Genomic DNA, 24219 nt, shown 5'->3' on the forward strand with positions numbered 1-24219 from the left:
GATTTCAGACTGACTAAAGAAACGGCTTATCTCTCTCCGCGCCTCAGCCGATACAAACAGAATAACCGGAATAGTCTAGCTGGTGATCGAACCTGACCAGGTTTCAACAGCTCGCATTGCAAAAAATACAATTCGTACTGTGACTCAAAGAAGATTCTATGCCTTCACCTCAGGAACTATTGGCAACGGCGGTTCAACAGCATCAAGCTGGAAATCTTCCACTTGCGGAAGAACTCTATCGTGAAGTACTCAAACACGATCCAAGCCAAGCGGATGCCTTGCACTTACTAGGCGTAGTCTATTTACATTTAAAACAGTACAAAAAATCAATTGATTTTATCACACGTGCTATTTGCCAGAATGATGGTATTGGATCTTTCTTTTCAAATCGTGGAGCTGCCTGTAAAGGCTTAGGTCATTTTCAGGATGCAGTTTCCAATTACGAACGCGCCATCGAGCTGGAGCCTGACAACCCGTCATTTCACTATAATCTCGGAATCACGCTCGCTTCATCCGGAAAAAAAGAAAAAGCGCGTGATGCGTATCGCAAAGCAATTCAGCTGAAATCGAATTATGTTGATGCGTTAATTAATCTCGGCAATCTACTACTGGAAGAAGATGATGACCTTGAAGAAGCGATCACCCTTTGCAGGCAAGTTGTCAAGCTAGCACCTAATATTCATACTGCGCATTTTAATTTAGCAAATGCTTACGCAAAATCAGAAGCTCCTGAAGCTGCTGAAGAATCTTATCAACAAGCTCTCAAGTTGGTTCCTAACCATATTGATACTTTGAAAAATTATTCCGTCTTTCTGTCAAGACAACAGAAATGCGAAGCTGCAATCAAGATTCTCAGAAAAGCGGCAGTGCTACAACCAGCTAATTGGGAGATTTTAAATAATCTGGGTATCCTTTATGCAGAGCAACAAGACTTTGCATTTGCCATCAAATGTTTTCGAGCTGCATTAAAATTGGAACCTGAGAATTGTGATATTTTATTTCACCTAGGCAAGGCATTAGAAGAATCAAAAGAGATCCCCGAAGCAACGTTCACTTTTCGAGAAGTATTGCAAAAGCACCCTAATCACCCGGGTGCGGCATTTCACCTGGGATCTCTGGTGGCTTCACTGGGTGACCTGGAATATGCTTATGAAATTTTCCAAAGTCTTTATCAGAGTGACCATACAAATACAGCGTCACTGTTTGGAATGGGGTCAATCCGATTAAAGCAAAAAAAAGTCGGTTCTGCTGTTGGCTATTTCGAATTGCTGGTGGAGTTGGAACCTGATCATTTACAGTCTCGTTTAAAACTGATCGAACTTTATTCATCACAACTGCGCAACGAAGAAGCTGAAGAACAGGTAGAGCAAGCGATCAAAGAACATCCCGACAGCGCCATCCTCTGGAACTATCGCGGGCACTTCGTTAATCAGAAGAGGAAGACTAAGAAAGCACTTAAATATTATTTACGTGCGCTGGAATTAGACGATACCTGTGTGTCCGCTTATCTAAATCTGGCAACCATCTATCAGGGGATGGGCCAGTTTGAAGACGCAAAATCGGCATTGAAGAAAGCATTTGAACTGCAGCCTCTGCCAGAATATCGCCTCGCAATTGCCAGCTTGCTGCCAGCGATTCCTGCATCCATGGATGCCATTCAGGAAGTACGACAATCGTTTATACAAAAAATCGAAGATATGCACGAAGATCGTGTGCTAATCGATGCTTCGATCAAACTGACGCCCGGCACCTTTTATCTGGCCTACCAGGGATATAATGACCGTCCGATTATCGAACGCATGGCAGAACTCTATCAGATCAAAAACACGCTCAGCTGGAATCCGCAAGAACCTACAATAGAGCGTGATGGACACATCCGCATCGGATTTATCTCCAGCCTGTTCTATAAACATACCATCGGATCGCTAATGAAAGGGATCATCAAGAATATTGATCGAGATAAGTTTCATGTGATCACGATTTCGCCAGCGAAATACAATGATGAAGTTGCTCAGGAGATCCGAAAAAATTCAGACGAATACGTTTTTCTGGGAATCGATCTACAACGTGCCAATCAGGTTCTGGAAAGCTTGGAACTAGATGTTCTGTTTTATGCTGACATTGGTATGGACCCGTTCATCTTCTCATTGGCGACCACTCGGCATGCGCCCGTACAATGTGTCACCTGGGGGCATCCGATTACGACCGGATTGAAGACCATTGATTACTTTATCTCCAGTAAACTAATCGAACCAGAAAACGCCGATGATCATTACTCAGAGCAACTGGTTCAACTTGATGCACTACCATCCTATTACTATCGTCCCACCTTACCTGCGAAGATCAAAAATCGGGCCGCGTTCGGACTTTCTGATGAGCAACATGTTTATGCCTGTCCCCAGACACTCTTTAAAATTCATCCAGAATTTGATCAGATTCTGGCAGGAATTCTAAGAAAAGATCCGAAAGCACGTATCGTTATGATTCGTGACCAAAATTCCAAATGGAAGGATTTACTAGTCGAACGATTTAATAAGTCTTTTTCTGATGTCATTGATCGAATTCACTGGTTACGAGGAATGTCGACGTATGACTTTCTGAACCTGATTTATATTTCCGATGTCATGCTGGATCCGATGCACTTCGGAGGCGGTAATACTTCCTATCAGTCGATGGCCATTGGAACGCCTGTTGTGACATTGCCGGCAAAATATATGCGTGGTCGCGGTATGCTGGCTGTCTATAAAAAGATGGGGATTATGGACTGCGTTGTTTCGTCTATCGACGAATACATTGATCTCGCCTGTCGCATTGGTGAAGATGAAAATTTCCGCGATCAACTCCGTCTGAAAATTCTTTCCAAAAGTCATCTTGTTTTTGAAGATATGAACACTGTTCGAGAACTGGAAGCATTTTTCGAATCTGCTTTTCACGAATTAGAAACACAAAAAAAAACTCATCAACCTCATACGAACCTGATAAGCTCTGCCTCAAATAAGGATGAAAGCATGGATGCTTCATTAAACAACACACAAAGTCAAGATCACTCCCATATCCTTAATTCTGCCATGCAGAATTATACATGTCCCGCTTGTGGATACCATATTGCGGTCCAGTTTTATGATGGTGGATTGCTCCCCTTGACGACGTTGGCGTGGCCACAAACTTGCGAAGAAGCACAGACGATGGAACGTTTGCCACATGATTTTATGCGATGTGTGGATTGCGGACACATTTCGAATGCCGCGTTCGACTATGCGAAGGTTCCTTATTCAGATAAACCAAACTTAATGTTCAACAAAGGTGCAATCTGGTCTGAACACTTGCAAAAAGTCTGCGACCTGATTTCAGAGCATCTTCCTGAAAATCCAACCGTTGTGGAAATCGGTTGTGGAGAAGGCCATCTATTGCGTTCACTGGCAAAGAAAATTCCCACAGGGAAATTCATTGGCTTTGATCCAAATGCAGAAATCGAGACCGAAGGCGCCTTGATTGATGCTCGGGCGATGTTGTTTGAACCGGGAACACATCTGGCAGAACTGCAGCCTGATCTGATCATCAGCCGACATGTGTTTGAACATTTGATGAATCCCCTGGGTTTTGCACAAGAAGTCGCATTTGCGGCGAACGTCGCTGAGTGTGCGACCAAACTGTTTATTGAAGTCCCCTGTATTGACGGCGTACTGGCGGCAGGTCGCACGGTTGACTTCTTCTACGAACACAATTCTCATTTTACGACCCAATCGCTGGAAAGACTGTTAACCCGCTGTGCCACTAACACTGATTTGATTGAAACCAGCTACAACGGCGAAGTGATTTACGGACTGGCCAGCTTCCAGCCGCAAAAGCACCAGGTCGAATTAGCACGTCAGGCAGTGATGTTTCAGGAAAAGGCATTGCAGTCTGCGGCTCAACTGGCGCAGCAGTTTGATGATCTGGCGAGCACCGGAAAACGCGTGGCAATCTGGGGTGGTACTGGAAAAGCGGCTGCGTTTATCAACCAGAACCAGCTTGATCAAAATCGCTTTCCGGTTGTAATCGACTCAGATCAGAATAAAGTCGGCACTTTTGTACCTGGAACGGGTCAGGAAATTCTCTTCCGAGATCATTTGATCCAAGAACCGGTCGAAGTCATTCTGATTGCCACTCAATGGCGAGCCGCCGATATTGTACTTGAAATTGAACGCAATCAAATTCCCTTCAAGACAATCTTGATCGAATATCAGGGGCGATTGATCGATTATTTCAAAGATCAACACCCTTACCGTGGGGAACACGACCAATCTGAATCACAGGTCCCAAGGCCTCAGTTCCTTTCACAGAAAAACAGACAGCGTGATTCAATCGACAGCGATATCATATAAACGTAGACGGAATCAGCGTTCGATATATGAATGCTTCCACAAAGACCACGATTTCAGACAGGATAAAATATGATCATCTTTAATTTCGGAATTCCCAATTCAGGAACCGACTGGTCACAGGAAGTCTTTAAGAAGATCTGGGAAAAACAAAACTATACCTTCCAGGTCGAAGAGCCAGAGTCATTGGAGGAACTGAATCATCTGATTGGAACGATGAATGTAAATGAGCGGATGATTATCCGATTTCATTTGCTGACCGAAGAGGCTATTGAAGCCGCTCAACAGGATGCCGTACGCCCTTTTTATCATTATCGTGACCCTCGTGACGTGGTTTGCTCCGAAATGGAAAACAGCGACATCAATTTCTCAACCGCCGTCGACCAGACAGTGAGTGCTTATCAGGAAATACACCATGCACTTTGTCTACCGGGAATCATGGTCATTCCTTATGAACACATCGTAGAAAATGCTGAAGCTTTGATTTTTCAGATGGCGACCAAATTAGGAGTTTTACTAAAACTGAACGTTGCCTCAGAAATTGCTGCCGAAATTCGTGAATTAATGGCACAACCCGAGTGCGCGGTTGCTTCCACAGCCACCGACTCGCTCCCGGCACAAGCATTACGACTTGATGAAGAGCACACGTCAGATTCGCCCCTTGTTCAACCTTTGATGATTGGCAAGTGGCGCGACCAGTTGTCTCAGTCTGAAAGATCAATGGTCAACCGTTTTTTTAAACCTTTAGTCGATCAATTTGGATACGAACAATAAACACACGGCTCATCAAAATGACCAGGGACGGTGAATGATGCTTCCTATAAACCAATTATGTACCTTGAACTGTCAGACAGAAGATGTTGAACTTTCAAATGAGCACCTGGATCAATATGCAGAAGAAGGGGTTCTGCTGGTCAAAAATCTGTTTGATCCTGCGGACTTCCTATCGATTCGAAACGACCTTTCAGGGCGTCTCACTCTCCTGGAACGACACAACGGTTGTGAAGTCTTTGAAAACGAAAATGAGATCAAACAAATCAGCGATCGATTGATCAGGCTGGAAGAGCAGGTTCCCGGTACACAGAGCATTCTTTATGATGCAATGAATTTTGCTCCATCCCTGCATGCGATGGGAGCACATTCGAAATTAATGGCGATTCTCGAAAAACTGCTCTCGCCTGAAATTTCCATTCATGATCGCTATATCATTCTCATGAGTATGCCTCAGGGAGAATGGCATCTTGCGTCGTGGCATCAGGACTGGTATTACAATGAAGGTCCCTATTCAACAATTACGCTTTATGCACCTCTACAGAAAACAGATCAACAGAATGGTAGTCTGACGTTCGCATTAGGTGAGCATCAAAAACCACCGGTGCCACACGACGAACATAATCATGGAATAGTCACAAAATGGCATTCACTTCCTCCCGAAGAGGTGAACCAATACGACCGCGTTGTACCAACGGCGCTGGATGTGGGAGATGTGCTGTTATTTCACAGTCTGACACCGCACACTCCTTCAAAAAATCAATCCGATCACGTCCGATTCGTATTGAATTTGCGGTATCGGGATCTAAGAGATCCTCAATTCTTGAACGAAGGCTGGCGCATTCAAGAAATTACACGTGCCAGAAACGCAATGCAGAGATCGGCATCCTGAAACCAAATTGATTCACGAAACACTTCAGAAAAAGCTAATTTGACATGGCAGAAAAAAAAGGGTTACTACGAGGCAACGTGGGAGAATCGCAGAATCAGTCTGCGAGCGACTTGAATGCATTGAATGCGGTCGAAGAATATTGGGAATCGAGTGTCGGCACAAACTTAAACAAATTAGATGCATTTACCAAATACGTTTCCCGGCAATCGATTACTAAATTACTGGCTCGTTATGAAATTTTCAAACAACAGTTAGATGTTAACGGATCAGTTGTCGAACTCGGCGTGCACCGGGGCGCCAGCTTAATGGCCTGGGCGCAATTCAGTGCGATTTTAGAGCCTGTTAATTATCTACGAAAAATTATCGGCTTTGATACTTTCGAAGGCTTTCCCTCATTGAGCGAAAAAGACACAACGGGAACCAGCGAACATCTTGAAGTAGGCGGTTTCAAGTCAGAAGAAAACGCAATGGAAGACATCGAACGAGCGACACAGGTTTATGATTCCACCCGTTATCTGAATCACATTCCGAAAGTGGAATTAGTGAAAGGGGATATTGGTATCACGCTGCCAGAATATCTCGAAAAAAATCAGCATCTGGTCGTTTCGTTGTTACATCTCGATGCAGATTTATACGAACCAACAAAAATCGCATTGGAGCAGTTGATTCCACGAATGCCCAAAGGGGCAATCATCGCCTTTGATGAGTTAAATATGAATTTATTCCCAGGAGAAACTCTCGCAGCAATGGAAACGATCGGGCTACCAAAGTTACGACTGAAACGATTTCCCTTTGCAACTTCACTTTCCTATGCTGTGATCGAATAGCATCATGGCCCGAAAATTCGTCATAATTACTAAATTCTATTAAAAACACGCTTTACAGAGCAGATCTTGGAACACTCGCTTCAAGCAGCAACCTTTCACTAACCGATATAAATTTAGATGCAGTAGTCCGTCGTGCGCAGTCAGTTATTAAGGACTAGGCATCAAAAGATGATTTCGATTCAGAATTTGGCCATTCAATGTAAGAGGAGCAGTCGCTCAATTACCCTAAGACAGGCTTGGTAAGATGTCAGGCATTAGTTCCGGTGTCGGTTTGGCAACCGGGTTGAACATTACGGAAATTGTGGACGCCCTGATCGGTGTCCAGCGAAATGCGCTTGTCCGTCTGGCGGATCGTGCCTCAGGATTTGAGGCAGTCGAAGGGGGTATCAAAACCCTCGAAGCTAACCTGCTTTCGCTTAATTCCACAGTTCAAACACTGGGCCTGGAAAGCACTTTTGAGACGCTGCAGGCCACAAGCTCCGACACGAGTCAATTCAGCGTTGCCGCCAACAGCACCGCCACCGCAGCCACCTATCAATTACAGGGCTTGCGTACCTCATCGAACCATCAAGTCATTTCAAAAGGATTCGCTGATTCCGATACAACACAAATTGGAACAGCTACCACCATTACCCTTTCAAATGGAGGTAAGCTGGATCAGCCCAAACTTTTGGAAGAATTGAATAATGGTTTAGGCGTTCAACGTGGGAGTATTCGCATTACCGACCGTGATGGTCAGACGGAAGTCATTGACCTGACCAAGACAATTGATATCGATGATGTGATCGACACCATCAATAAGTCAGCCACAACGATTGTCGCCAGTATTGAAGACGATCACCTCGTTATTACCGATACCGGCTCAGGTGTGGGAACTCTTTCTGTCACGGAAGTGGGCGGCGGTCAAACAGCAGCTGATTTGGGAATTTTGAAGTCAGTGGCTGGCTCGTCGTTTAATGGTGACTCCGTCTATCGAGTGACTACTGATTTTAACTTGTCACAAATTAACGATGGAAATGGGATTACGACAGTCGCAGGTTCCGATGACTTTCAAATCACGGCCGCGGATGCATCAACCATCGACGTTAATTTAGATACCGCGCAGACGATTGGAGACGTCGTCGATTTAATCAATAATGATGTTTCTAATGCAGGCAAAGTGACCGCCTCTATTGACAGTAATGGGAAATTAAGCCTGGTAGATAATACCGTCGGCGGTTCTACCTTTGCAGTCACTGCCTTGAATAGTTCATTAGCAGCACGCGAGTTGGGAATTCAGCAGTCAGCCCCCGGTGGAACCATTCTGGGCACTATTTCCGGAGGTTTGAATTCTGTATTACTCAGAAGCCTGAATGGTGGAGTTTCGTCAACGGGAACCGTACTAAACGCAGGTCAGATTTCCATTACTGATGGTGCAGCAGGAAATGCAACCATCGATTTTTCCTCAGCAGAAACGCTAGATGATGTAATCGATCTGATCAATGCGAATGGCGCAATTCAAATTGAAGCCAGCTTGAACGAAACAAAAACAGGGATTCAAATCAAAGATCTCTCGGCTCCTTCGGGAACATCTATTGAAATACAAGATGTCACCGGGAATTTAGCCAGCTTCCTCAAAATCGATACAACACTTGCTGAAACAAAACATACCGTTGATTCCGGTTCATTGGATTTGCGTTATGTTAATGAAGAGACATCCTTATCGACTTATGGAAAAAATGGTACGGCGGTCTCAACGGGTAGCATTCGCATTACAGACCGTGATGGAGTCAGCTTTAACGTCGACTTGTCAGACGCAACAACCACTAAAACAATCGGGGATGTGCTCACAAAAATTAATGATGCTGCCACCACAGCCAGTGCGCAAATCAATGCCCGTCTGAATGATGCTGGAGATGGTTTTATTATCGAAAGTACAGGTGGAAGCTCATTCGATGTCAAAGTCGAGGAAGTCTCCAGCGGAACCGTGGCAGCGGACTTGGGAATTTTAGGCTCGGGAACAACCAGCGTCGAAAGTAATCAGACGACAGTGATCACGGTTGAGGCAACAGATACGCTTGATGACATTGCAGAAAAAATTAATGCCACAGGCGTTGCAAGTGCATCGATTATTGATGATGGTACGGCATTTAATTCTTCTCGACTCTCTTTGACTTCTGTACGAAGCGGTGGTGCAGGGGAAATGATTCTGGAAAGTTCATTCGATTTTGGATTTACTACTTCTGTTGATGCTGAGGACGCATTAATTCGTATCGGTAGTAACCCGCAAACCTCATTTTTATTGACCTCGTCCACCAACAGTTTTGACAATGCCATTACAGGACTGGAAATCGACTTACTTTCAACAGGTACTTCACCAGCCACAATTTCTGTTGCCCGTGATACCGCAGGCATTAAATCTTCGATCAATAATTTTATCACTGCATATAATGCCTTCGTCGACGCCAAAGATTCACTCACCAGTTTTAACTCTGAAACGAATGAACGAGGTGTGCTCAATGGAAATGGTGTTGTATTGACAACGGTTTCCCGTTTGGAAGGATTACTGACAAAAAAGCTTTCTGTCAGTAACAACTCGATTAAGAGCATGTCTGAATTAGGAGTTCAGTTTAGTAGTAATGGGAAATTACAGCTCAACGAATCTTTTTTTGATCAGGTATTGATCGACGATCCCAGTGCCGTTACGGAGTTTTTCCAGCAGGAAAATACGGGATTTGCTGTTGTCATGGATGAAGTGATTACCGCGATGACAGATCCGTTTACGGGAACATTCAAGGCCCAAACGGACTCACTACAGGCATCCGCACTGGCCTTGAACACTCGTGTCGATGAACTGAATTCAATTTTGGAAGACCGTCGCGAACGACTGATTCGCCAATTTACGCTACAGGAAACGATCGTCAATCAATTGAACTCACAACAGTCTGCATTAGAACGACTGCAACTTCTGAGTACAAACAATTCCAACAACAAGAAATAATTTCTACTCAATCGAGTCAATCAAACTATATAGAGGGGCCATCAAGGAGATGAACGGAAGCGATTATATTGAAAACCAGGTTCTAACAGCACAACCACATCAGTTGCATCTCATGGTGGTTGATGGCGCATTACGTTTTGCCCGAAAAGCAGCACAGGCAGCAGAAGCGCAAAATTTTGAGCAGACTCACTTTGCGTTAGACAAAAGCCGCGAACTCGTTGCCGAACTGATAGGCGGATTGAATCCTGAGCAGCAACCGGAAATGATTGAACAACTGAAAGCACTGTTTGTGTTTGTTTATGAAAACCTAAACCATGCAGATGTCAAACAGGATCCGAAATACATTCATGATGCCATAAAGGTTCTGGAAATCCATCGAGAGTCCTGGTGTGAGCTTATCGAACTCCTGCAGACTGAAACCGTCGAGGAAAAAAAAACGATCCACGCTCCGGAATCACTGAAAGCCCCTCATCATGTTGAGCAACCGGAGCAAGTACACCAAAGCCGCTCCTGGTTGACTTGATAACAAATCATCGTGCTGCGCATAAAAAACACCCTCATCATGTGAAATGATAAGGGTGTCTGAGGTGGAGACCTCCGCCTCGATGCAAGCCTGCTTCCTATGCGGGAAACGTCATCTATTTCGCAGTCATAATCAATCGCTTAGTTGTTGTAACCTCGTCCTTCGCGAACAGGGCCACGGTCACAAACGATGTCGTTTTGACTGTCACAGAAATCAACCCGATCATTGAAATCACTTCCAAACGTATAGCCCTTGTGGCCTGAGGCACCGGAAACATAGAAGCTCTGGTTGACCCGACCAAATGCACTACCCACATCTTCCAGTTCCTGGTTAATGTTGTGAGCGACTTCACTCAGCCCTACTATCATCGCCAATACGGCAATTGTTGAAACGAGCACTAGCTCGGAAGAGATAATAAATCCGGCCTCGTCGTTCATCAGTTGAATCAACACGGTTTTCATGGTGATAGTCTCCAGTTCATAAAGTGGGTATTGGGTTTGTTTTGGGTTTTAAAATCTGCAGGGTTGGTGAAGCCCTGCTGACAGTCTTCAGGAAAGAAAGGACGTTTCGGAGGTTGTCATTCGGTTTTTCAGGGAACGATTATTCAACGTCCCACTGACCAGCACAGAAGTCAGTCGAATCGTAAAAGCTGCTTGATTCGGTGCACGCTTTGTGACCGTGTGCATTTTTGAGTTTGAAAGACTGATCGATGCAGGAGAAGGCACTGCCCACATCTTCGAGTTCATTGTTGACGTTTAAAGCGACTTCAGACAGTCCGACGATCATTGCCAGAACGGCGATACTGGAAATCAAAACAAGCTCGGCAGAAACAATGAATCCGGCTTCGTCGTTCATCAGTTGAGTGAAGATGTTTTTCATGGTGTGGGTCTCCCTGGTGTTAAATATGAATGCTTTGCATCGAGTTTTGTGTTTTCAAGTTGATACAGGGATGTAAAGCAAGCTGAATACCAAAAGGGGCTCCGCGCTAAAAACTTTTTACAATCTGTTCAAAAACAGAACTGTAAGTCGTTAAGAGATGGTCAGATAGAAAAAACACATTGCGGACATTTTTTTCGGCACATGACAAACCGAGACCAAAACAGAATGAGGCGAATTCACACCGCTTAGAACGGTGAAAGAGGGTTTAAACACGTAAACCATTTATAGACAAGCAGTTATTGCCATGTAGCCTTAAAACAGCATGATGCGAAAAATCAACATGAGAGAAAGGTAACTGAAATGTCTCTGAAAATCAGGGGGGAGGTGTGCCGAAGTACAAAATGCTCTTCACATACAAGCCATTTCCTGTTATGAACCGCAACAGATTTTAAGGGGGTGTTATTATGGGATGAAAGGGAAAGGAATCCCTATGCGTAAACAGTTACACCTTACAATCTTCTGTTCCATGCTCTGTGTGCTGCCTATGACGGGTTGTCAAATGGCAGGCGGTGATGGGCCAATCACCAGCACACTCGGTTTTCGTGATGTTCCCAAACAGAGCGAACCTCCCGTTCAGTCTGAAGAAGAGATCGAAAGTGAAATGGCTGAGTCGATTACGGACGAATAGATCAGTAATCTATTGGGGATAAACGGCTTCAAAACAAAAAATTTCAAAGGGATCCCTCCATCTACTAAAATTGAGCAAACTGACAGATTCAGTTAGTCGATGACGAAAAGGGATTCGTTCCTAACAGTGAAAAGAGAATCGTCACTAAGCATCGTTGATACAGTATCAATTCTAATGTGACAGCAAAGTAAATTAAGAGTGATTTGACTTAGACAAGGATGGAATAAGTCGACAAATGAATGGGCTGCGACTAATTTGGGTTCTTAGTATTACGACCCTCCTGATTGGTACACAATCAGGGTGCCAGGGCATTGCTAATAAAATGTTCCGGATGGACAGTGATGGCCGGTCTCCTTTTTTCGGTTTGGAATTTTATACCAAAAAAGAAAAACCCACTTCCATTCAAAATGTGTCTCAACAACAACCAGTTGAACTGGAACCGGCAATTTTACAGACGAAATTAGAAGAACCTTCGCATTTCTCGAAGCTCCCCAAATGGTTAAACCCCATGTCGAAGAAATCCTCAAAGGGTGAGCGAATTCCATTGCCTCGTACTGATTTGGCGGATAAGGAAGTCATCCTGGAAGAACCAACAGTGGGTGACCTGGGTTCTTCACTTGAACACTTCTAATGGAAACGCATTCGTTTTTTGATTCAAAGAACCGAATTACTGGCTCGATTTCTTCTTGCGGCGTGCGTCTGCTTTTTTCTTCGCCTCCGCAATGAACGTTTCAGGATCTTCCTCAAAAGCCTGTTTACATCCACTGCAACAAACATAATAGTTTTTGCCCTGATAGCTCACTTGAATCGTACCAGCGCCACCAGTCACAATACATTCCGGGCCACCACTCCCTGATTCTGCCAATCGGGTGCCAGCTCTTGTATAACCAACCTCTGCCAAGCGGTAATAAAACGACTGCCCCTGATTCCGTTTCTGAAACAGTACCAATGTCCGTTTTTCATTAAGACGTCTAATGGAGATGCGATAGACCGTTCCCGCTTTATCAGGCACTGATTCTAAGACCAACGTGTCCTTATCCAATGTACCCCTATAGTCCCGCGTTTTTCCATCAGGCAAGACGGCAGACAAAAGATAGGTTTTCTTTTGAGGATCATATGTCAGTAATGCCGACTTCAGAAATTTGCCATCCGTGATCTGATAAGCGATCCCAGTAGAGTTTGGGGCGAATTTCCAAACCCACTCTGCCTTTTCCGACCAGGCTCCTTTACGCGAATTTCGCTTGATCATCCCCACGCCACGCCAGCCACCAATCAACGAGTTGAATTCGGAGAGTGCTTGTTTCACGACTTTCAGATCGGTCTTCTCTGTAGCAGCCGAAACCGCTGCAGATTGCTCCTCTGCACCCAGTGACAAAAGTAAAGCACTGACACATAAGCAACAAACAATTGTTCGGTTTAAGATTTGCATCAAAAAGATCCCAACTGGACAGACAATTTACGGTTCCGCTGAAAGAATAAACACATGAAGCCAGCAAACCGATCGCGCCGATTCACGTTTTCCCATCCTAACACACAAATCGGCTGATGCAACGAAAGTTCACCGGGTATTCATCTCCGCATTTGAGTTGACATCAGATATAGTGGATTCTGGATCTAATCAATGCGAGCCTTTGAAATCAAGCAATTGAGCTATGCAACGGACAAACGATAGTCGTATTTTACAGTTGAATTTCTCATTTCAGAATTTACATCAATATAAAAGAGCGACTCGTTACCGTAAAAAACATTGATCAGCGAGGACGAGTCAAGAGGTGACTAAACGTCAACAACGATTGAAAGGGAAGTCAAATGAAATGAGATCGACGTGAAGTGCGTGTGAAACGGTTTGATAATAACCTCAGGAAACTGTGTATTTAGAATTAGTTCACACTGTTCCTATCAGAATATTGAAAAACAAAGCGGTTTTTGTAGTGATGAAATCAACAGTGAGGAAAAGAGCACACTAAAAAAGTTTTTCCACGCGCGCGACGCAGATCGCGCAGTTTCGTGATCCGCATGTGAGTGTCAAGATAAAAATAATGACCCAAGTGCAAAGTGTGCGTATGAAAGGATTCCCGAAAATGTCAATCCCATTTTTTGTTCAACCGAAACGAATCATATCGCCGGGGAAGTTACTCGCGTGTGAGTTGTTTAAACTGTTCGTTTAAATCTTTGGTAATCGGGCCTGGTTTTCCATCACCAATGACACGACCGTCGAGGGCGACAACGGGAATTACTTCGGCAGCTGAACCGGTCAGGAAACATTCATCGGCGATGAAAATATCGTGCCGAGTGAAGGGTAACTGCTCTACAGTAATACCCGATTTTTCTGCCAGCTTGATCACAGCGTTTCTGGTGATACCTTCCAGGATACCTGCTTCGACGGGAGGCGTTTTGACGACTCCATCTTTAATAATGAAAATATTATCGCCCGTGCATTCTGCGACTTCGCCTTTATGATTCAACATCAAGGCTTCAATGGAACCTGCGTCTGTGCCTTCAATCTTTGCCAGAATGTTATTGAGGTAATTTAATGATTTCACACGCGAGGATAGTGCCGCCGGATGATTTCGGATCGTCGAAGCCGTCACAATCTTCAGACCGTCGATATAAAGTTGTGGATCATATAACGAAATATTATCGGCAATGATAATCACTTGAGGGTTACTCGTGCGGCGAATGTCCAGACCCAACGAGCCCGCGCCACGCGTAATCACTAACCGCACATAACCATCTTCGATTTTATTAGCAGCAACCGTTTCGTTAACAACTTGAATCATTTCGGATTTTGTGAGGGGAATTTCCAAACGAATTGCCAAAGCACTCTCATAGAGTCGATCGATGTGCTCCTGCATCAGAAACACTTTTTTATTGTAGACTCGAATGCCTTCAAACACGCCATCACCATAGAGCAAGCCGTGATCGAATACACTGATTTTCGCTTCTTCTTTGGGAAGCAGCGTTCCGTCAATATACACTAAAATCGACATCAGATTTTGTTACCATTCTCAAATTAGGCCAAGACGGGGCTGGCTGGTTCGGTTGGAATTTCCATACTGTTTTGAATTCAGTGAAATCCATTTCAGACAGCACAATCAGATGCAGCGGTTCTTCCATCGACACAACACAGGCAGAACTGGTTCGTCTACAAAACAAGGCCTCTGATCGTTTGTTACTAAGCAGGTACCGAAGCACTTTGATGCTTGCCTAGTAATTCGAACTGACCTTCTCGCAAACGAACGGTTCGATGTGCCTGCGATGCAATCAAATCATCGTGCGTAACCATGATGATAGTCAGCTGCTCCTGCTCATTCAAGTTGGTCAGCAGTTCCATAATCTCTTTACCGGTACTACTATCCAGATTTCCGGTCGGTTCGTCAGCCAACAGAATCTGCGGCTTGGCAATTAATGCCCGGGCGATGGCGGCACGTTGCATTTCACCACCAGACAATTCCGCGGGACGATGTTTGATACGGTGAGATAAGCCTACCTTTTCAATAATCTCCATTGCATCCTGTTTGAACTGTTTTTTCTTTTTCCAGTATTCCCAGGTTGAATAACGGATCATCAAAGGAGATAGCACATTTTCCAGTAAGTTCAATTCAGGTAATAAATGATAGAACTGGAAGATGAATCCAAAGACGCGGTTACGAATTTGGTCACGGGCATGCTCGGGTAAGTCGTCAATCTGTTGACCTTCCAGATGAATCTCTCCCACATCGGGAGTATCCAGCAACCCAAACAGATGCATTAAGGTGCTCTTTCCTGATCCTGACTGACCGACGATCGACAGAAACTCGCCCTTATTCACTTCAACATCGATTCCACGTAATACGGGGACCTTGTGCTTATCTTTTCGGTAAGCCTTTTCGACGGCAATCGCCGCTAACTGTGGATGAGGCATTGATATGGTCTCGGTCATGAATTCATACTCGACATAAACGGGAAAACAACAATCGCAACTAGTTCTTGATCTAAAACACGCTCATACTACTCGTATCGCAATGATTCGACAGGATGAAAACGTGCTGCTTTTCGTGCAGGTAGAATACTGGCCAGCACGGCAATAATCATGGCGCCGATGGCAACCCAGAAGACCATCATCGGTTCTACATGCGTGGCAATTTCCGGAAAATAATAAATCCGCTGATCGAACACTTTCCGACCTGTGATAAAGGTAATGAATTTCTCGATCTCATTAATATATCTCACGAACAGCAATCCGACAGCAACACCAACACCGCTTCCCACGAGTCCTAATGCCAGGCCGTAAGACAGAAAGATCGACATGATTCCATTCGAACTCGCGCCCAGTGCTTTCAGGACTCCGATATCACGCGTCTTTTCGATGGTAATCATGAAAAAGATCGCTAAGATGCCAAAACCGGCAACGGCGATGATCAGAAACAGTAATACATTCAAGATTGCAGATTCGACTTCGACGGCTGCTAACAATGGACCTTGTTTGTCTTCCCAGGTTCGAACACGAAACAAGCCGGCAGGTAATGCTTCCTCCAACTTGCTCACGACCATGGCGGCATCTTCCGGATTTTTCAGCTTAAGCTGAATCGATGTGATCGGTTTAGCACCGCTCTCCGGATCAAGCACCATTCCACGAACTTCCTGTAAATATTCCAGATTACAGAACACCAAATTTCCATCGTGTTCGCTCATGTCGCTTTTGAATAAATCGACTACAGTTGCATTAAAGTGGGTCGGTTCTGGAGGATGCCCGGCCGTCACAGTGCTGATCTTAATATCATCGCCCGGCTTGACGATTTGAAACATTTTGATTTCGCCGGTTTCGGGATCTTCATAAGGAAAACTGACCAACCCATAACCGACATAAACACGTCCCTGCAAAGGGCTACCAGGATCACGATTTTCTTGTTTTTCAAAAGCGGATCCTTTTAAGTTTTCCTTGAAAGGATTAGTGACCGCATCTGCTTTGTCTGCTACCTGTGGTTCAGAATCAAATACCTGATCGGAGGGTGTCTTAGAATCGAATTGAGGAGGAGGTAGTGGCTTGTTCGATTCAGGTTCCTCAACAGGTGCAGTCTGATCATCCAGAGGTGGTGGATTATGATTCCAGCGATCAACCATCCATTGTGCGCGGGTAGTCCACTCTTTGCGATAGGCCATCGCTTCCGGCGACAGTTCCCAATCAGGTACTGAATTGATATCTGTATTTACCAGATATTCAGCCAGTGGTCCGACAGTTGCTTTGGTACCTGGATCGATACCGATCAAAGTGACGGGCTTGCTTTGCCATTGAGAGCCATACTGCACACTGAGCATTGCATAGATTTCAACGGTTGTCGTCATGCCCTCAATGTGGTCGCCGACAGCACGATTAATGCTGTCTTTCATATCCTGCGAGATAGCAACGCCATCGAGAGAATTGGTTTCTACGATCACATCCGCCAGAATGCCACGCAGTCGGGTTCGCATATCAGTGCTGAAACCGTCCATCACGCTGTTGACGACAATCATCGTCGCCACGCCGAGAGTCATACTGATAATGCTGGCAAGCGCAATATAACGCGTTCGCAAGTATCGTAAGCAAAGCAATGTTTTGTACATACGGCCAATCCTTTGGCTGATTTTTCCTACCGGCAATCATCACTCATATTGCCAGTTACATCCCTGGTTTATTCTTTGACAGCTGGTTGACCTTCTGGCCTGAGTAGTGGGAAATAAATCACGTCACGAATGCTGTGACTATTGGTCAACAACATCACAAGACGATCAATGCCGATTCCCAGGCCTCCTGCCGGTGGCATACCAACCTTTAACGCTTTTACAAAATCCGTATCCATTTTCGCCATCGAATCTTCTTCCGACAGCCCTGATAATTGTGTGCGAAATAATTCTTCCTGGAGCAGTGGATCATTCAATTCCGTGTAGGCATTTGCCAATTCCATCCCCTGCACGAACAACTCAAATCGTTCTGCAATTTTAGGATCATCCTGCTTTCGCTTGGTCAACGGGCAGATAGACGCCGGATAATCAATCACGAAAACGGGACCCGACAGATGTACTTCGCAGGTGGCTTCAAAGACTTCATTCAGAATCACATCTGGATGAACGTTATCTGTATCAATACCATGCTGCTTAGCGACTTCTGCTACGGCAGCCGGGTCATGTGGATCGCAGCCTGCGTGCTCTCTGACCAGATCATAATACTTTTTGCGTTCCCAAGGTCCACTGAAGTCGATTGTCTGATCTTCACCCCAGGGAAGCTGCATCGTGTCACTAATGGCTTTAACGGCATCGGTGACAATCGCTTCTGTCAAATCCATCATGGTTTCATAATTACCGTACGCCTGATAGATTTCGATCATCGTAAATTCAGGGTTATGAGTTGCGTCAATTCCCTCATTTCGAAAGACGCGACCGATCTCATATACACGTTCGATCCCCCCGACCATCAACCGCTTCAGATGCAACTCTAATGCAATCCGCATATAGAGTTCCATTTCCAGCGTATTATGATGGGTAATAAAGGGCTTCGCTGCCGCACCACCGGCGACTGCATGCAAGACTGGTGTCTCGACTTCTGCAAATTTATGGTTTCGCAAGGTCTGCCGTACAGAATCAATAATCTGACTCCGTGTGAGCATCTTATCTAAAACACCTTCTGTATAAATCAGATCAAGTGAACGCTGTCTCAACAACAGTTCGACATCTTTTACACTATGGTGTTTTTCTGGAGGTTGCGCGAGAGATTTACATAATACTGTCAACTCTTTTACGAACACCGAAATTTCACCGGTTTCCGTACGTTTCAGACAACCATCAATTCCAATCAGGTCGCCCAGATCCAACGTACCCATTAACTCCCATTGCGTTTCACTCAAATCGCCGCGGGAGAAGAGTAACTGAATTTTGCCCGTCCAGTCTTTGATATCATAAAAGCGAAGTTTACCCGCCTTTCGACGCAGCATGATTCGACCAGCGATGCGCACCTCTTCGCCATCGACGCCAGATTCTTCAGGAGCCTGGGTGCGTGCTTCAGAAATGGGAATATGACCATCAAATCGCTGTCCCCAGGGATCGAATCCCAGGGATTGAATTTTCTCTAACTTTTTAATCCGCTCTGCTTCGAAACGGTTGGGCTTAACTTTGGACATTGAAATCGATTACGTCTTGTGAGCTATTTACTTGAGGTTCACGACATACAAAAACACAAACGGTTCGGACTGTATGTCAAAAAGGAGAATTTAAACTACTGAGAGAGGGGGGATAATGGCGAAATCTGCCGATCAGGTCAATGGCAACCGGCTGAGAATATACATAGAGACACATTAATTGGCTTAAAATCTTGAATTCTTACTCCAGCGCTGAAGATTATTCACCGTCACAATCCCATTGCAGTGGGTCTGTTTCGTTTTGACTGGCCCAGACTTTCAGTTTTGGAAACTGTATTTGTAACAATTCTGCCATCTTCTCCATCGCCGGTCGCTCTGTGGCATAATGACCAGGTAATACTAGCCCCATGCCTAACGACCTTGCTTCCAGGCACGCATGAAACCGCGCCTCACCTGTTAAGAGAACCTGACAGTCGTGACGGTGTGCGTCGTTCAAAAATTCTGCTGCCGCCCCACAGGCTATGCCCATACGCTCCACGCGGAGATCAGGGTCACCCACGAATTGGAGAGAAGAAATACGAAGTGCCTGCTTGATTAATTGATTCAGTTGCGCCAGTGTCAACTCAGCGGGCAATAAACCAAATCGACCTGCCCCGCTCTCCTCGTTCTCTGCTTGTTCTGCTGGAGAATTAACAGGCCTTAGAATTCCAATCTCTTCTAAACCCAGAAGTTTAGCCAACTGCCAGTTGATCCCACGTTCGGCACTATCATAAGAAGTGTGGGGACTATAGACTGAGATTTTTGCCTGGATCAAGTCCAGCAGAAGTTTACCTTCGACAGACATAGATGTTATCTGCTGTACAGGCCGAAAGAGAATCGGGTGATGGGTGATAATCAAATCCACTCCCTCTGAAATTGCTTCTTCTGCGACGTCTGGTGTCAACGTTAAGCAAGTCAGAACCTGATCGACATTCTGTGCAGGGTCCCCCGTCAATAAACCCACATTATCCCAGTTCTCGGCCAGATCGGGAGGTGCGAGACTCACCAGAAAATCCTGAATATCAGCGATGCTCGACATACCTTTGCACTCCTGTTGCCTGGGGAAGAATACAATAAATGATCTCTTTGGAAATCAATTAAGTTCGTGGTTTTGATTCATGAATATCAATTGATCAATGTATCATACAGCACTATACTTTCCGTAACCAAAGAATATAGGATTCATTTCTTAGAAATAATACAAGGTCAAGACCATGAGTCTAAAAGCACGTTTGATTGCTCTATTTGTCATCGCCTTCGGTGCCTGTATCGCTGTGAACGGTCCGGATATTCTAGTTTATCTGGTAGCTCAAGCCGCTATTTCAGGAACGTTTATCACGATGTGCCTGAAAAAAGAACGTGAAATCACCGAGAAACAAAATCAAATGGATGCAGGTGCGGAATAGTCTGCTTCTCGCTAAACTTTGAAAAAAGTTTATATCCCCCGCTTGAAGACTGCTCTCAGGCAAGACATTCCTGGTATGACTTCGTTAGAATATTGAGAACTGTTTTTTAGTTCCAACTATTCTCTGTATACCTAGAAAAGCCGCAAGAATGTCTTTTTTCAGCCCACCTTCCCTTTCTTCCCAAACAAATCGAAGTTCTTCAAAGACCGTAAGAAAAAACGGTTTTACATTAATTGAGTTACTGGTGGTCATTGCCATCATTGCTGTATTGGTTGCTTTGCTTTTACCGGCTGTTCAACAAGCTCGCGAAGCTGCGCGCATGGCACAATGCAAGAATAACCTCAGACAAATCGTTCTCGCCTGCCATATGTATGCCGACTCCAACGGAGGGTTTTGGCCACGGGCTGCCGCCGACCAACATGTCGGCTTCGGTGGAAAGAAACGCTGGCACGGCGAACGAGTTACAGCAGATCCCACCAGCAAATTCCAACCGCACCTTGGACCATTGGCTCCCTTCCTGGAACAAAACGCGGAAATAAAAAAGTGCCCTTCATTTGGTAACTTCGCCGCACATGGAACGGTTCCAAATGCCTTTGAAGGAGGTGCCGGTGGCTATGGTTATAATCAGGCGTATCTTGGAGGGACTGGCTGGAAAAATCCGTTTCCTCTTAGTAATCAAGTGGCAACCAACATGCGAGAAATCGGAAGTCTGGCTCGTACCGTGGCTTTTGCAGATGCTGCTTTAGCTCAGGGCCTTCCTGATCTGCATATTATCGAATACAGCTTTATCGAACCACCTTTTTTTATTGATAACTGGACGCCAACCTATCAGGAATCAACCTTTCGCCCTGATCCCTCAATTCATTTTCGTCATACGGGAACAGTTGCAAATATTGGTTGGGCGGACGGGAGAGTGACCACAGCGCCCATCTCAGGTACCGGAACTTCAGCATATGGTGGAGATCCCAAGGCGTTTCAAATTGGTTGGTTCGGCCCGATGGATTCCAACATCCTGTTTACCAACAAAGACAAACTGGAATCAGACATGGGAGGCGTTAACTAATGAACGACTCTGTTCAAAATGGAATCGCTCAATTTTATCTCGTAGTTTGCTTCGCCATTTTGCAGGGATGTTCAGAAGAAAGGCCTTTCGTACCCCAGCCTTCTGCGGAATATGTCGTGATTGTGGATGAGCAGGGAGAACCGGCAAATATCTTACTCGATCAGTTCTTCAAACAGAAAGAACATCCAGACGGAGTGAAAATTGTGATGATCGATAAGAAGACCAATACACAAACATTGGTATCACCGGCTGAAGCACTTAAGCATAATCCGAATGCTGGTCCTTATTTAATATTTAAACATGATGATCCGGAACGTCCTTTTGATGATATTCCCCATTAGTTCTGGAAAACATGCCATCTGGAATCAAGCCATGCCGCGTATTCTTTCATTTATCATTCTGTTTGTATTGAGTCTGTTCATTTCACAAGTTTCTGCGCAAACCGTTTCCACTTTAGCGGGCACTGGAAAACTGGGATACGCCGGCGATGGTGGGGCGGCGGTAAATGCCCTGGTGGGTGAACCGTATGGTCTCACGCTTGGCCCCGATGGGGCTTTATATGTCTGTGAAATCAAAAGTCATGTGATTCGCCGGATCGACGAAAAAAACGGACGAATTTCAACGGTCGCCGGTTCTGGAAAAAAAGGATATAGCGGTGACGGCGGCCCGGCTCTTGAAGCAAAACTAAACGAACCTTATGAAATTCGCTTCGACCAGGCAGGCAATATGTATTTCGTTGAAATGGTGAATCATATAGTCCGTCGCGTCGATGCTAAAACTGGTAAGATCGAAACGGTTGCGGGTACCGGAAAAAGAGGTTTCTCTGGTGATGGTGGTCCCGCAACGAAAGCGACTTTCTCGCGACCACATTCGATTGCCCTGGATAAGAATGACAATCTCTATATCTGTGACATAGGCAATCATCGCATTCGTCGAGTCAATTTAAAAACAGGTATTGTGAATACGTTTTCCGGAACAGGACAACGCAAACCAACGCCTGATGGAGCAACGGTAACAGGAACACCACTCAACGGACCACGGGCTTTGGACTTCTTTGATGACGGGTCTGGAACAGGTTCATTGTATCTCGCGTTGCGGGAAGGAAATATGGTGTATCGCATCGATTTGGATAATGAGACTTTACATCACGTCGCTGGGACTGGTAAAAAAGGATATACGGGGCATGGTGGACCGGCAAAAGCAGCAACTTTGTCAGGTCCCAAAGGAATTTCCGTTGCTCCCAACGGAGACATTTATCTGGCCGATACAGAAAGCCACACCATTCGTGTCATTCGAAAAAAGAATGGTTTGATTGAAACGGCTGTCGGTGATGGCAAAAAAGGAGATGGCCCTGATGGCAACCCGGCAAAGTGCCGCATGGCACGACCGCATGGCGTTTATGTGGGACCTCAGGGAAATGTCTATATTGGTGACAGTGAGACTTACCGCGTTCGCAAGTTAACAACAGGAAAACATCAATGAAACGAACTCATCCATTTTATCGCTATTTGAGTTTTGCCGCTGTCACAATTTTATTGTCAGGTTCTTTTGAAGTTTCCGCCGGCGAAAAGTGGCAGCGTCAACAGCTGGACGCCGCCTTCCGTTCGGAAGGTTCCGCCGCAGCCGACGTAAATAAAGACGGCAAAATGGATGTCATTGCTGGAGATGTCTGGTATGAAGCTCCAGACTGGAAAATGCACGAAGTTCGTAAACCCGGAAAATTTGTTGCCGGTAAAGGATACAGTGACAGCTTTTGCAACTTTGCCTACGACATCAATCAGAATGGCTGGACCGATTTCATTTATGTCAGCTTTCCCGGAAAAGAGTTCTACTGGTATGAAAATCCCAAAAATAAATCAGGGCATTGGAAAGAACACCTTATCTGGCACAGCATCTGTAATGAGACTCCCAAGTTTACAGACCTGACTGGTGACGGAAAGCCGGAACTCGTTTTTGGGTCACAGCCTGAAAAACAGATGGGATATATGGAGATCCCCCCTCCTGAACAGGCCACCAAAAAATGGACCTTCATTCCGATTAGTAAACCCGGCGATCCAATGAAAAACGGTACTTTCAAATATTACCATGGCCTGGGAGTCGCTGACTTCAACCAGGATGGCCGAAATGATGTGCTCATTCCTCATGGCTGGTGGGAGGCCCCCGAAACATTGGGCGAAGGTCTCTGGGAATTCCATCCATTCACGCTCAGTGTGAATGGAGCTGAACCTCCTGAGAAAATGGCTGACTTGTATGTAGAAGATCTGGACCAGGATGGTGACAGCGATATTATCGGCAGCTCAGCACATGCATTTGGTATCTGGTGGTTCGAAAATGTGTCTGAACCAGGTAAGCCAAAGTTTAAGGCGCATTTGATTGATAAGAGTTATTCTCAAACTCATGCGATGCATTTTATTGATATGAATGGTGATGGGCAGCGAGATATAGTAACCGGCAAGCGCTTCTTTGCACACAACGGTAGAGATCCGGGCGGAAAAGACCCCGTCGTCATGTACTGGTATGAAATTAAAATGGGTAAAAACGCGGCGCCTCAAATTACTCCTCACAAAATCGAAGCAGGAAATGATACCGGTGTGGGCACTCAATTTTCGATGGCCGATATGAACGGTGATGGTCGCCCTGATATTGTGCTCTCGAACAAAAAAGGCGTGAACGTCCTGATACAGAAATAGGATCTGTTT

General features: G+C 45.2%; 21 protein-coding genes. 13 read left to right on the forward strand and 8 right to left on the reverse strand.

Annotation, left to right across the window (positions count from 1 at the left end):
* Positions 1–158 precede the first annotated feature (158 nt).
* The 6 genes from V202x_RS26100 to fliS all read left to right on the forward strand — a co-directional run bounded on the left by V202x_RS26100 (position 159) and on the right by fliS (position 10354).
* Complete coding sequence (locus tag V202x_RS26100) at positions 159–4364, forward strand: tetratricopeptide repeat protein (RefSeq protein WP_145179826.1); 4206 nt, start codon at positions 159–161, stop codon at positions 4362–4364.
* Positions 4365–4433: 69 nt separating this feature from the next.
* Positions 4434–5135, forward strand: coding sequence for a sulfotransferase domain-containing protein (locus V202x_RS26105; protein WP_145179828.1), 702 nt, complete (start codon positions 4434–4436; stop codon positions 5133–5135).
* A 34-nt stretch (positions 5136–5169) separates the two neighbouring features.
* Positions 5170–6024 carry a phytanoyl-CoA dioxygenase family protein gene (locus tag V202x_RS26110; RefSeq protein ID WP_145179830.1) on the forward strand — a complete coding sequence of 285 codons (855 nt, stop codon included), beginning with the start codon at positions 5170–5172 and terminating at the stop codon, positions 6022–6024.
* Positions 6025–6068: 44 nt separating this feature from the next.
* On the forward strand, positions 6069–6851 hold the full coding sequence (locus V202x_RS26115) for a TylF/MycF/NovP-related O-methyltransferase (RefSeq protein WP_145179832.1): 783 nt from the start codon (positions 6069–6071) through the stop codon (positions 6849–6851).
* 244 nt (positions 6852–7095) lie between these two features.
* Entirely contained in the window at positions 7096–9831 is a 2736-nt protein-coding gene (fliD, locus tag V202x_RS26120) for a flagellar filament capping protein FliD (protein ID WP_145179834.1), read from the forward strand.
* Between the two features lie 49 nt (positions 9832–9880).
* Positions 9881–10354: a flagellar export chaperone FliS gene (fliS, locus tag V202x_RS26125; protein ID WP_145179836.1), complete on the forward strand. Its 474-nt coding sequence runs from the start codon at positions 9881–9883 to the stop codon at positions 10352–10354.
* 140 nt (positions 10355–10494) lie between these two features.
* Here the strand turns inward: fliS and V202x_RS26130 are convergent, their stop codons facing one another.
* Together V202x_RS26130 and V202x_RS26135 are read right to left on the reverse strand one after the other, a co-directional pair.
* Entirely contained in the window at positions 10495–10815 is a 321-nt protein-coding gene (locus tag V202x_RS26130; RefSeq protein ID WP_144985300.1) for a branched-chain amino acid aminotransferase, read from the reverse strand.
* A gap of 139 nt (positions 10816–10954) precedes the next feature.
* Complete coding sequence (locus tag V202x_RS26135; protein WP_145179838.1) at positions 10955–11233, reverse strand: Flp family type IVb pilin; 279 nt, start codon at positions 11231–11233, stop codon at positions 10955–10957.
* A gap of 490 nt (positions 11234–11723) precedes the next feature.
* On the opposite strand from V202x_RS26135, the gene V202x_RS26140 reads away from it, so the two are divergent.
* Both V202x_RS26140 and V202x_RS26145 read left to right on the forward strand, forming a co-directional pair.
* Positions 11724–11921 carry a hypothetical protein gene (locus tag V202x_RS26140; RefSeq protein WP_145179840.1) on the forward strand — a complete coding sequence of 66 codons (198 nt, stop codon included), beginning with the start codon at positions 11724–11726 and terminating at the stop codon, positions 11919–11921.
* A gap of 235 nt (positions 11922–12156) precedes the next feature.
* The gene (locus V202x_RS26145) at positions 12157–12552 is read left to right on the forward strand and encodes a hypothetical protein (protein WP_144990153.1); all 396 of its coding nucleotides are present in this window, start codon (positions 12157–12159) and stop codon (positions 12550–12552) included.
* A 36-nt stretch (positions 12553–12588) separates the two neighbouring features.
* Here V202x_RS26145 and V202x_RS26150 read toward each other — a convergent pair whose 3' ends face one another.
* The 6 genes from V202x_RS26150 to V202x_RS26175 all read right to left on the reverse strand — a co-directional run bounded on the left by V202x_RS26150 (position 12589) and on the right by V202x_RS26175 (position 20090).
* Entirely contained in the window at positions 12589–13350 is a 762-nt protein-coding gene (locus tag V202x_RS26150; protein WP_145179842.1) for a YHS domain-containing protein, read from the reverse strand.
* A gap of 703 nt (positions 13351–14053) precedes the next feature.
* On the reverse strand, positions 14054–14911 hold the full coding sequence (ilvE, locus tag V202x_RS26155) for a branched-chain-amino-acid transaminase (protein WP_145179844.1): 858 nt from the start codon (positions 14909–14911) through the stop codon (positions 14054–14056).
* A gap of 185 nt (positions 14912–15096) precedes the next feature.
* The gene (locus tag V202x_RS26160; RefSeq protein ID WP_197993105.1) at positions 15097–15843 is read right to left on the reverse strand and encodes an ABC transporter ATP-binding protein; all 747 of its coding nucleotides are present in this window, start codon (positions 15841–15843) and stop codon (positions 15097–15099) included.
* Positions 15844–15911: 68 nt separating this feature from the next.
* Positions 15912–17504: an ABC transporter permease gene (locus V202x_RS26165; protein ID WP_145179846.1), complete on the reverse strand. Its 1593-nt coding sequence runs from the start codon at positions 17502–17504 to the stop codon at positions 15912–15914.
* 68 nt (positions 17505–17572) lie between these two features.
* Complete coding sequence (gene lysS / locus V202x_RS26170) at positions 17573–19054, reverse strand: lysine--tRNA ligase (protein WP_145179847.1); 1482 nt, start codon at positions 19052–19054, stop codon at positions 17573–17575.
* A gap of 217 nt (positions 19055–19271) precedes the next feature.
* Positions 19272–20090, reverse strand: coding sequence for a Nif3-like dinuclear metal center hexameric protein (locus V202x_RS26175; protein WP_145179849.1), 819 nt, complete (start codon positions 20088–20090; stop codon positions 19272–19274).
* A gap of 175 nt (positions 20091–20265) precedes the next feature.
* On the opposite strand from V202x_RS26175, the gene V202x_RS26180 reads away from it, so the two are divergent.
* The 5 genes from V202x_RS26180 (at position 20266) to V202x_RS26200 (ending at position 24210) form a co-directional block, all read left to right on the forward strand.
* Complete coding sequence (locus V202x_RS26180) at positions 20266–20457, forward strand: hypothetical protein (protein ID WP_145179851.1); 192 nt, start codon at positions 20266–20268, stop codon at positions 20455–20457.
* A 148-nt stretch (positions 20458–20605) separates the two neighbouring features.
* Positions 20606–21520, forward strand: a complete 915-nt coding sequence (locus V202x_RS27660) for a DUF1559 domain-containing protein (RefSeq protein ID WP_197993106.1) — start codon at positions 20606–20608, stop codon at positions 21518–21520.
* Positions 21520–21861 (forward strand): hypothetical protein, encoded by a 342-nt coding sequence (locus V202x_RS26190; protein ID WP_145179853.1) that lies wholly within the window; start codon positions 21520–21522, stop codon positions 21859–21861. The genes V202x_RS27660 and V202x_RS26190 overlap by 1 nt, the downstream gene beginning before the upstream one ends.
* Positions 21845–23002, forward strand: coding sequence for a hypothetical protein (locus V202x_RS26195; protein WP_232098722.1), 1158 nt, complete (start codon positions 21845–21847; stop codon positions 23000–23002). The genes V202x_RS26190 and V202x_RS26195 overlap by 17 nt, the downstream gene beginning before the upstream one ends.
* The gene (locus V202x_RS26200) at positions 22999–24210 is read left to right on the forward strand and encodes an FG-GAP repeat domain-containing protein (protein WP_145179855.1); all 1212 of its coding nucleotides are present in this window, start codon (positions 22999–23001) and stop codon (positions 24208–24210) included. Before V202x_RS26195 ends, V202x_RS26200 begins: the two co-directional genes overlap by 4 nt.
* Positions 24211–24219: the final 9 nt, after the last annotated feature.

The sequence above is a fragment of the Gimesia aquarii genome, from assembly GCF_007748175.1.
GTDB lineage: Bacteria > Planctomycetota > Planctomycetia > Planctomycetales > Planctomycetaceae > Gimesia > Gimesia aquarii_A.

Bases quoted from the DNA above. Each gene is read 5' to 3' on its own strand.
- V202x_RS26160 (WP_197993105.1), bottom strand. From the start codon at position 15,843: ATGACCGAGACCATATCAATGCCTCATCCACAGTTAGCGGCGATTGCC.
- V202x_RS26130 (WP_144985300.1), bottom strand. From the start codon at position 10,815: ATGAAAACCGTGTTGATTCAACTGATGAACGACGAGGCCGGATTTATT.
- V202x_RS26195 (WP_232098722.1), top strand. From the start codon at position 21,845: ATGATATTCCCCATTAGTTCTGGAAAACATGCCATCTGGAATCAAGCC.
- V202x_RS26165 (WP_145179846.1), bottom strand. From the start codon at position 17,504: ATGTACAAAACATTGCTTTGCTTACGATACTTGCGAACGCGTTATATT.
- V202x_RS26175 (WP_145179849.1), bottom strand. From the start codon at position 20,090: ATGTCGAGCATCGCTGATATTCAGGATTTTCTGGTGAGTCTCGCACCT.
- V202x_RS26140 (WP_145179840.1), top strand. From the start codon at position 11,724: ATGCGTAAACAGTTACACCTTACAATCTTCTGTTCCATGCTCTGTGTG.
- fliD (WP_145179834.1), top strand. From the start codon at position 7,096: ATGTCAGGCATTAGTTCCGGTGTCGGTTTGGCAACCGGGTTGAACATT.
- V202x_RS26145 (WP_144990153.1), top strand. From the start codon at position 12,157: ATGAATGGGCTGCGACTAATTTGGGTTCTTAGTATTACGACCCTCCTG.
- V202x_RS26100 (WP_145179826.1), top strand. From the start codon at position 159: ATGCCTTCACCTCAGGAACTATTGGCAACGGCGGTTCAACAGCATCAA.
- V202x_RS27660 (WP_197993106.1), top strand. From the start codon at position 20,606: ATGTCTTTTTTCAGCCCACCTTCCCTTTCTTCCCAAACAAATCGAAGT.
- V202x_RS26150 (WP_145179842.1), bottom strand. From the start codon at position 13,350: ATGCAAATCTTAAACCGAACAATTGTTTGTTGCTTATGTGTCAGTGCT.
- V202x_RS26135 (WP_145179838.1), bottom strand. From the start codon at position 11,233: ATGAAAAACATCTTCACTCAACTGATGAACGACGAAGCCGGATTCATT.
- V202x_RS26105 (WP_145179828.1), top strand. From the start codon at position 4,434: ATGATCATCTTTAATTTCGGAATTCCCAATTCAGGAACCGACTGGTCA.
- ilvE (WP_145179844.1), bottom strand. From the start codon at position 14,911: ATGTCGATTTTAGTGTATATTGACGGAACGCTGCTTCCCAAAGAAGAA.
- fliS (WP_145179836.1), top strand. From the start codon at position 9,881: ATGAACGGAAGCGATTATATTGAAAACCAGGTTCTAACAGCACAACCA.
- lysS (WP_145179847.1), bottom strand. From the start codon at position 19,054: ATGTCCAAAGTTAAGCCCAACCGTTTCGAAGCAGAGCGGATTAAAAAG.
- V202x_RS26180 (WP_145179851.1), top strand. From the start codon at position 20,266: ATGAGTCTAAAAGCACGTTTGATTGCTCTATTTGTCATCGCCTTCGGT.
- V202x_RS26190 (WP_145179853.1), top strand. From the start codon at position 21,520: ATGAACGACTCTGTTCAAAATGGAATCGCTCAATTTTATCTCGTAGTT.
- V202x_RS26110 (WP_145179830.1), top strand. From the start codon at position 5,170: ATGATGCTTCCTATAAACCAATTATGTACCTTGAACTGTCAGACAGAA.
- V202x_RS26115 (WP_145179832.1), top strand. From the start codon at position 6,069: ATGGCAGAAAAAAAAGGGTTACTACGAGGCAACGTGGGAGAATCGCAG.
- V202x_RS26200 (WP_145179855.1), top strand. From the start codon at position 22,999: ATGAAACGAACTCATCCATTTTATCGCTATTTGAGTTTTGCCGCTGTC.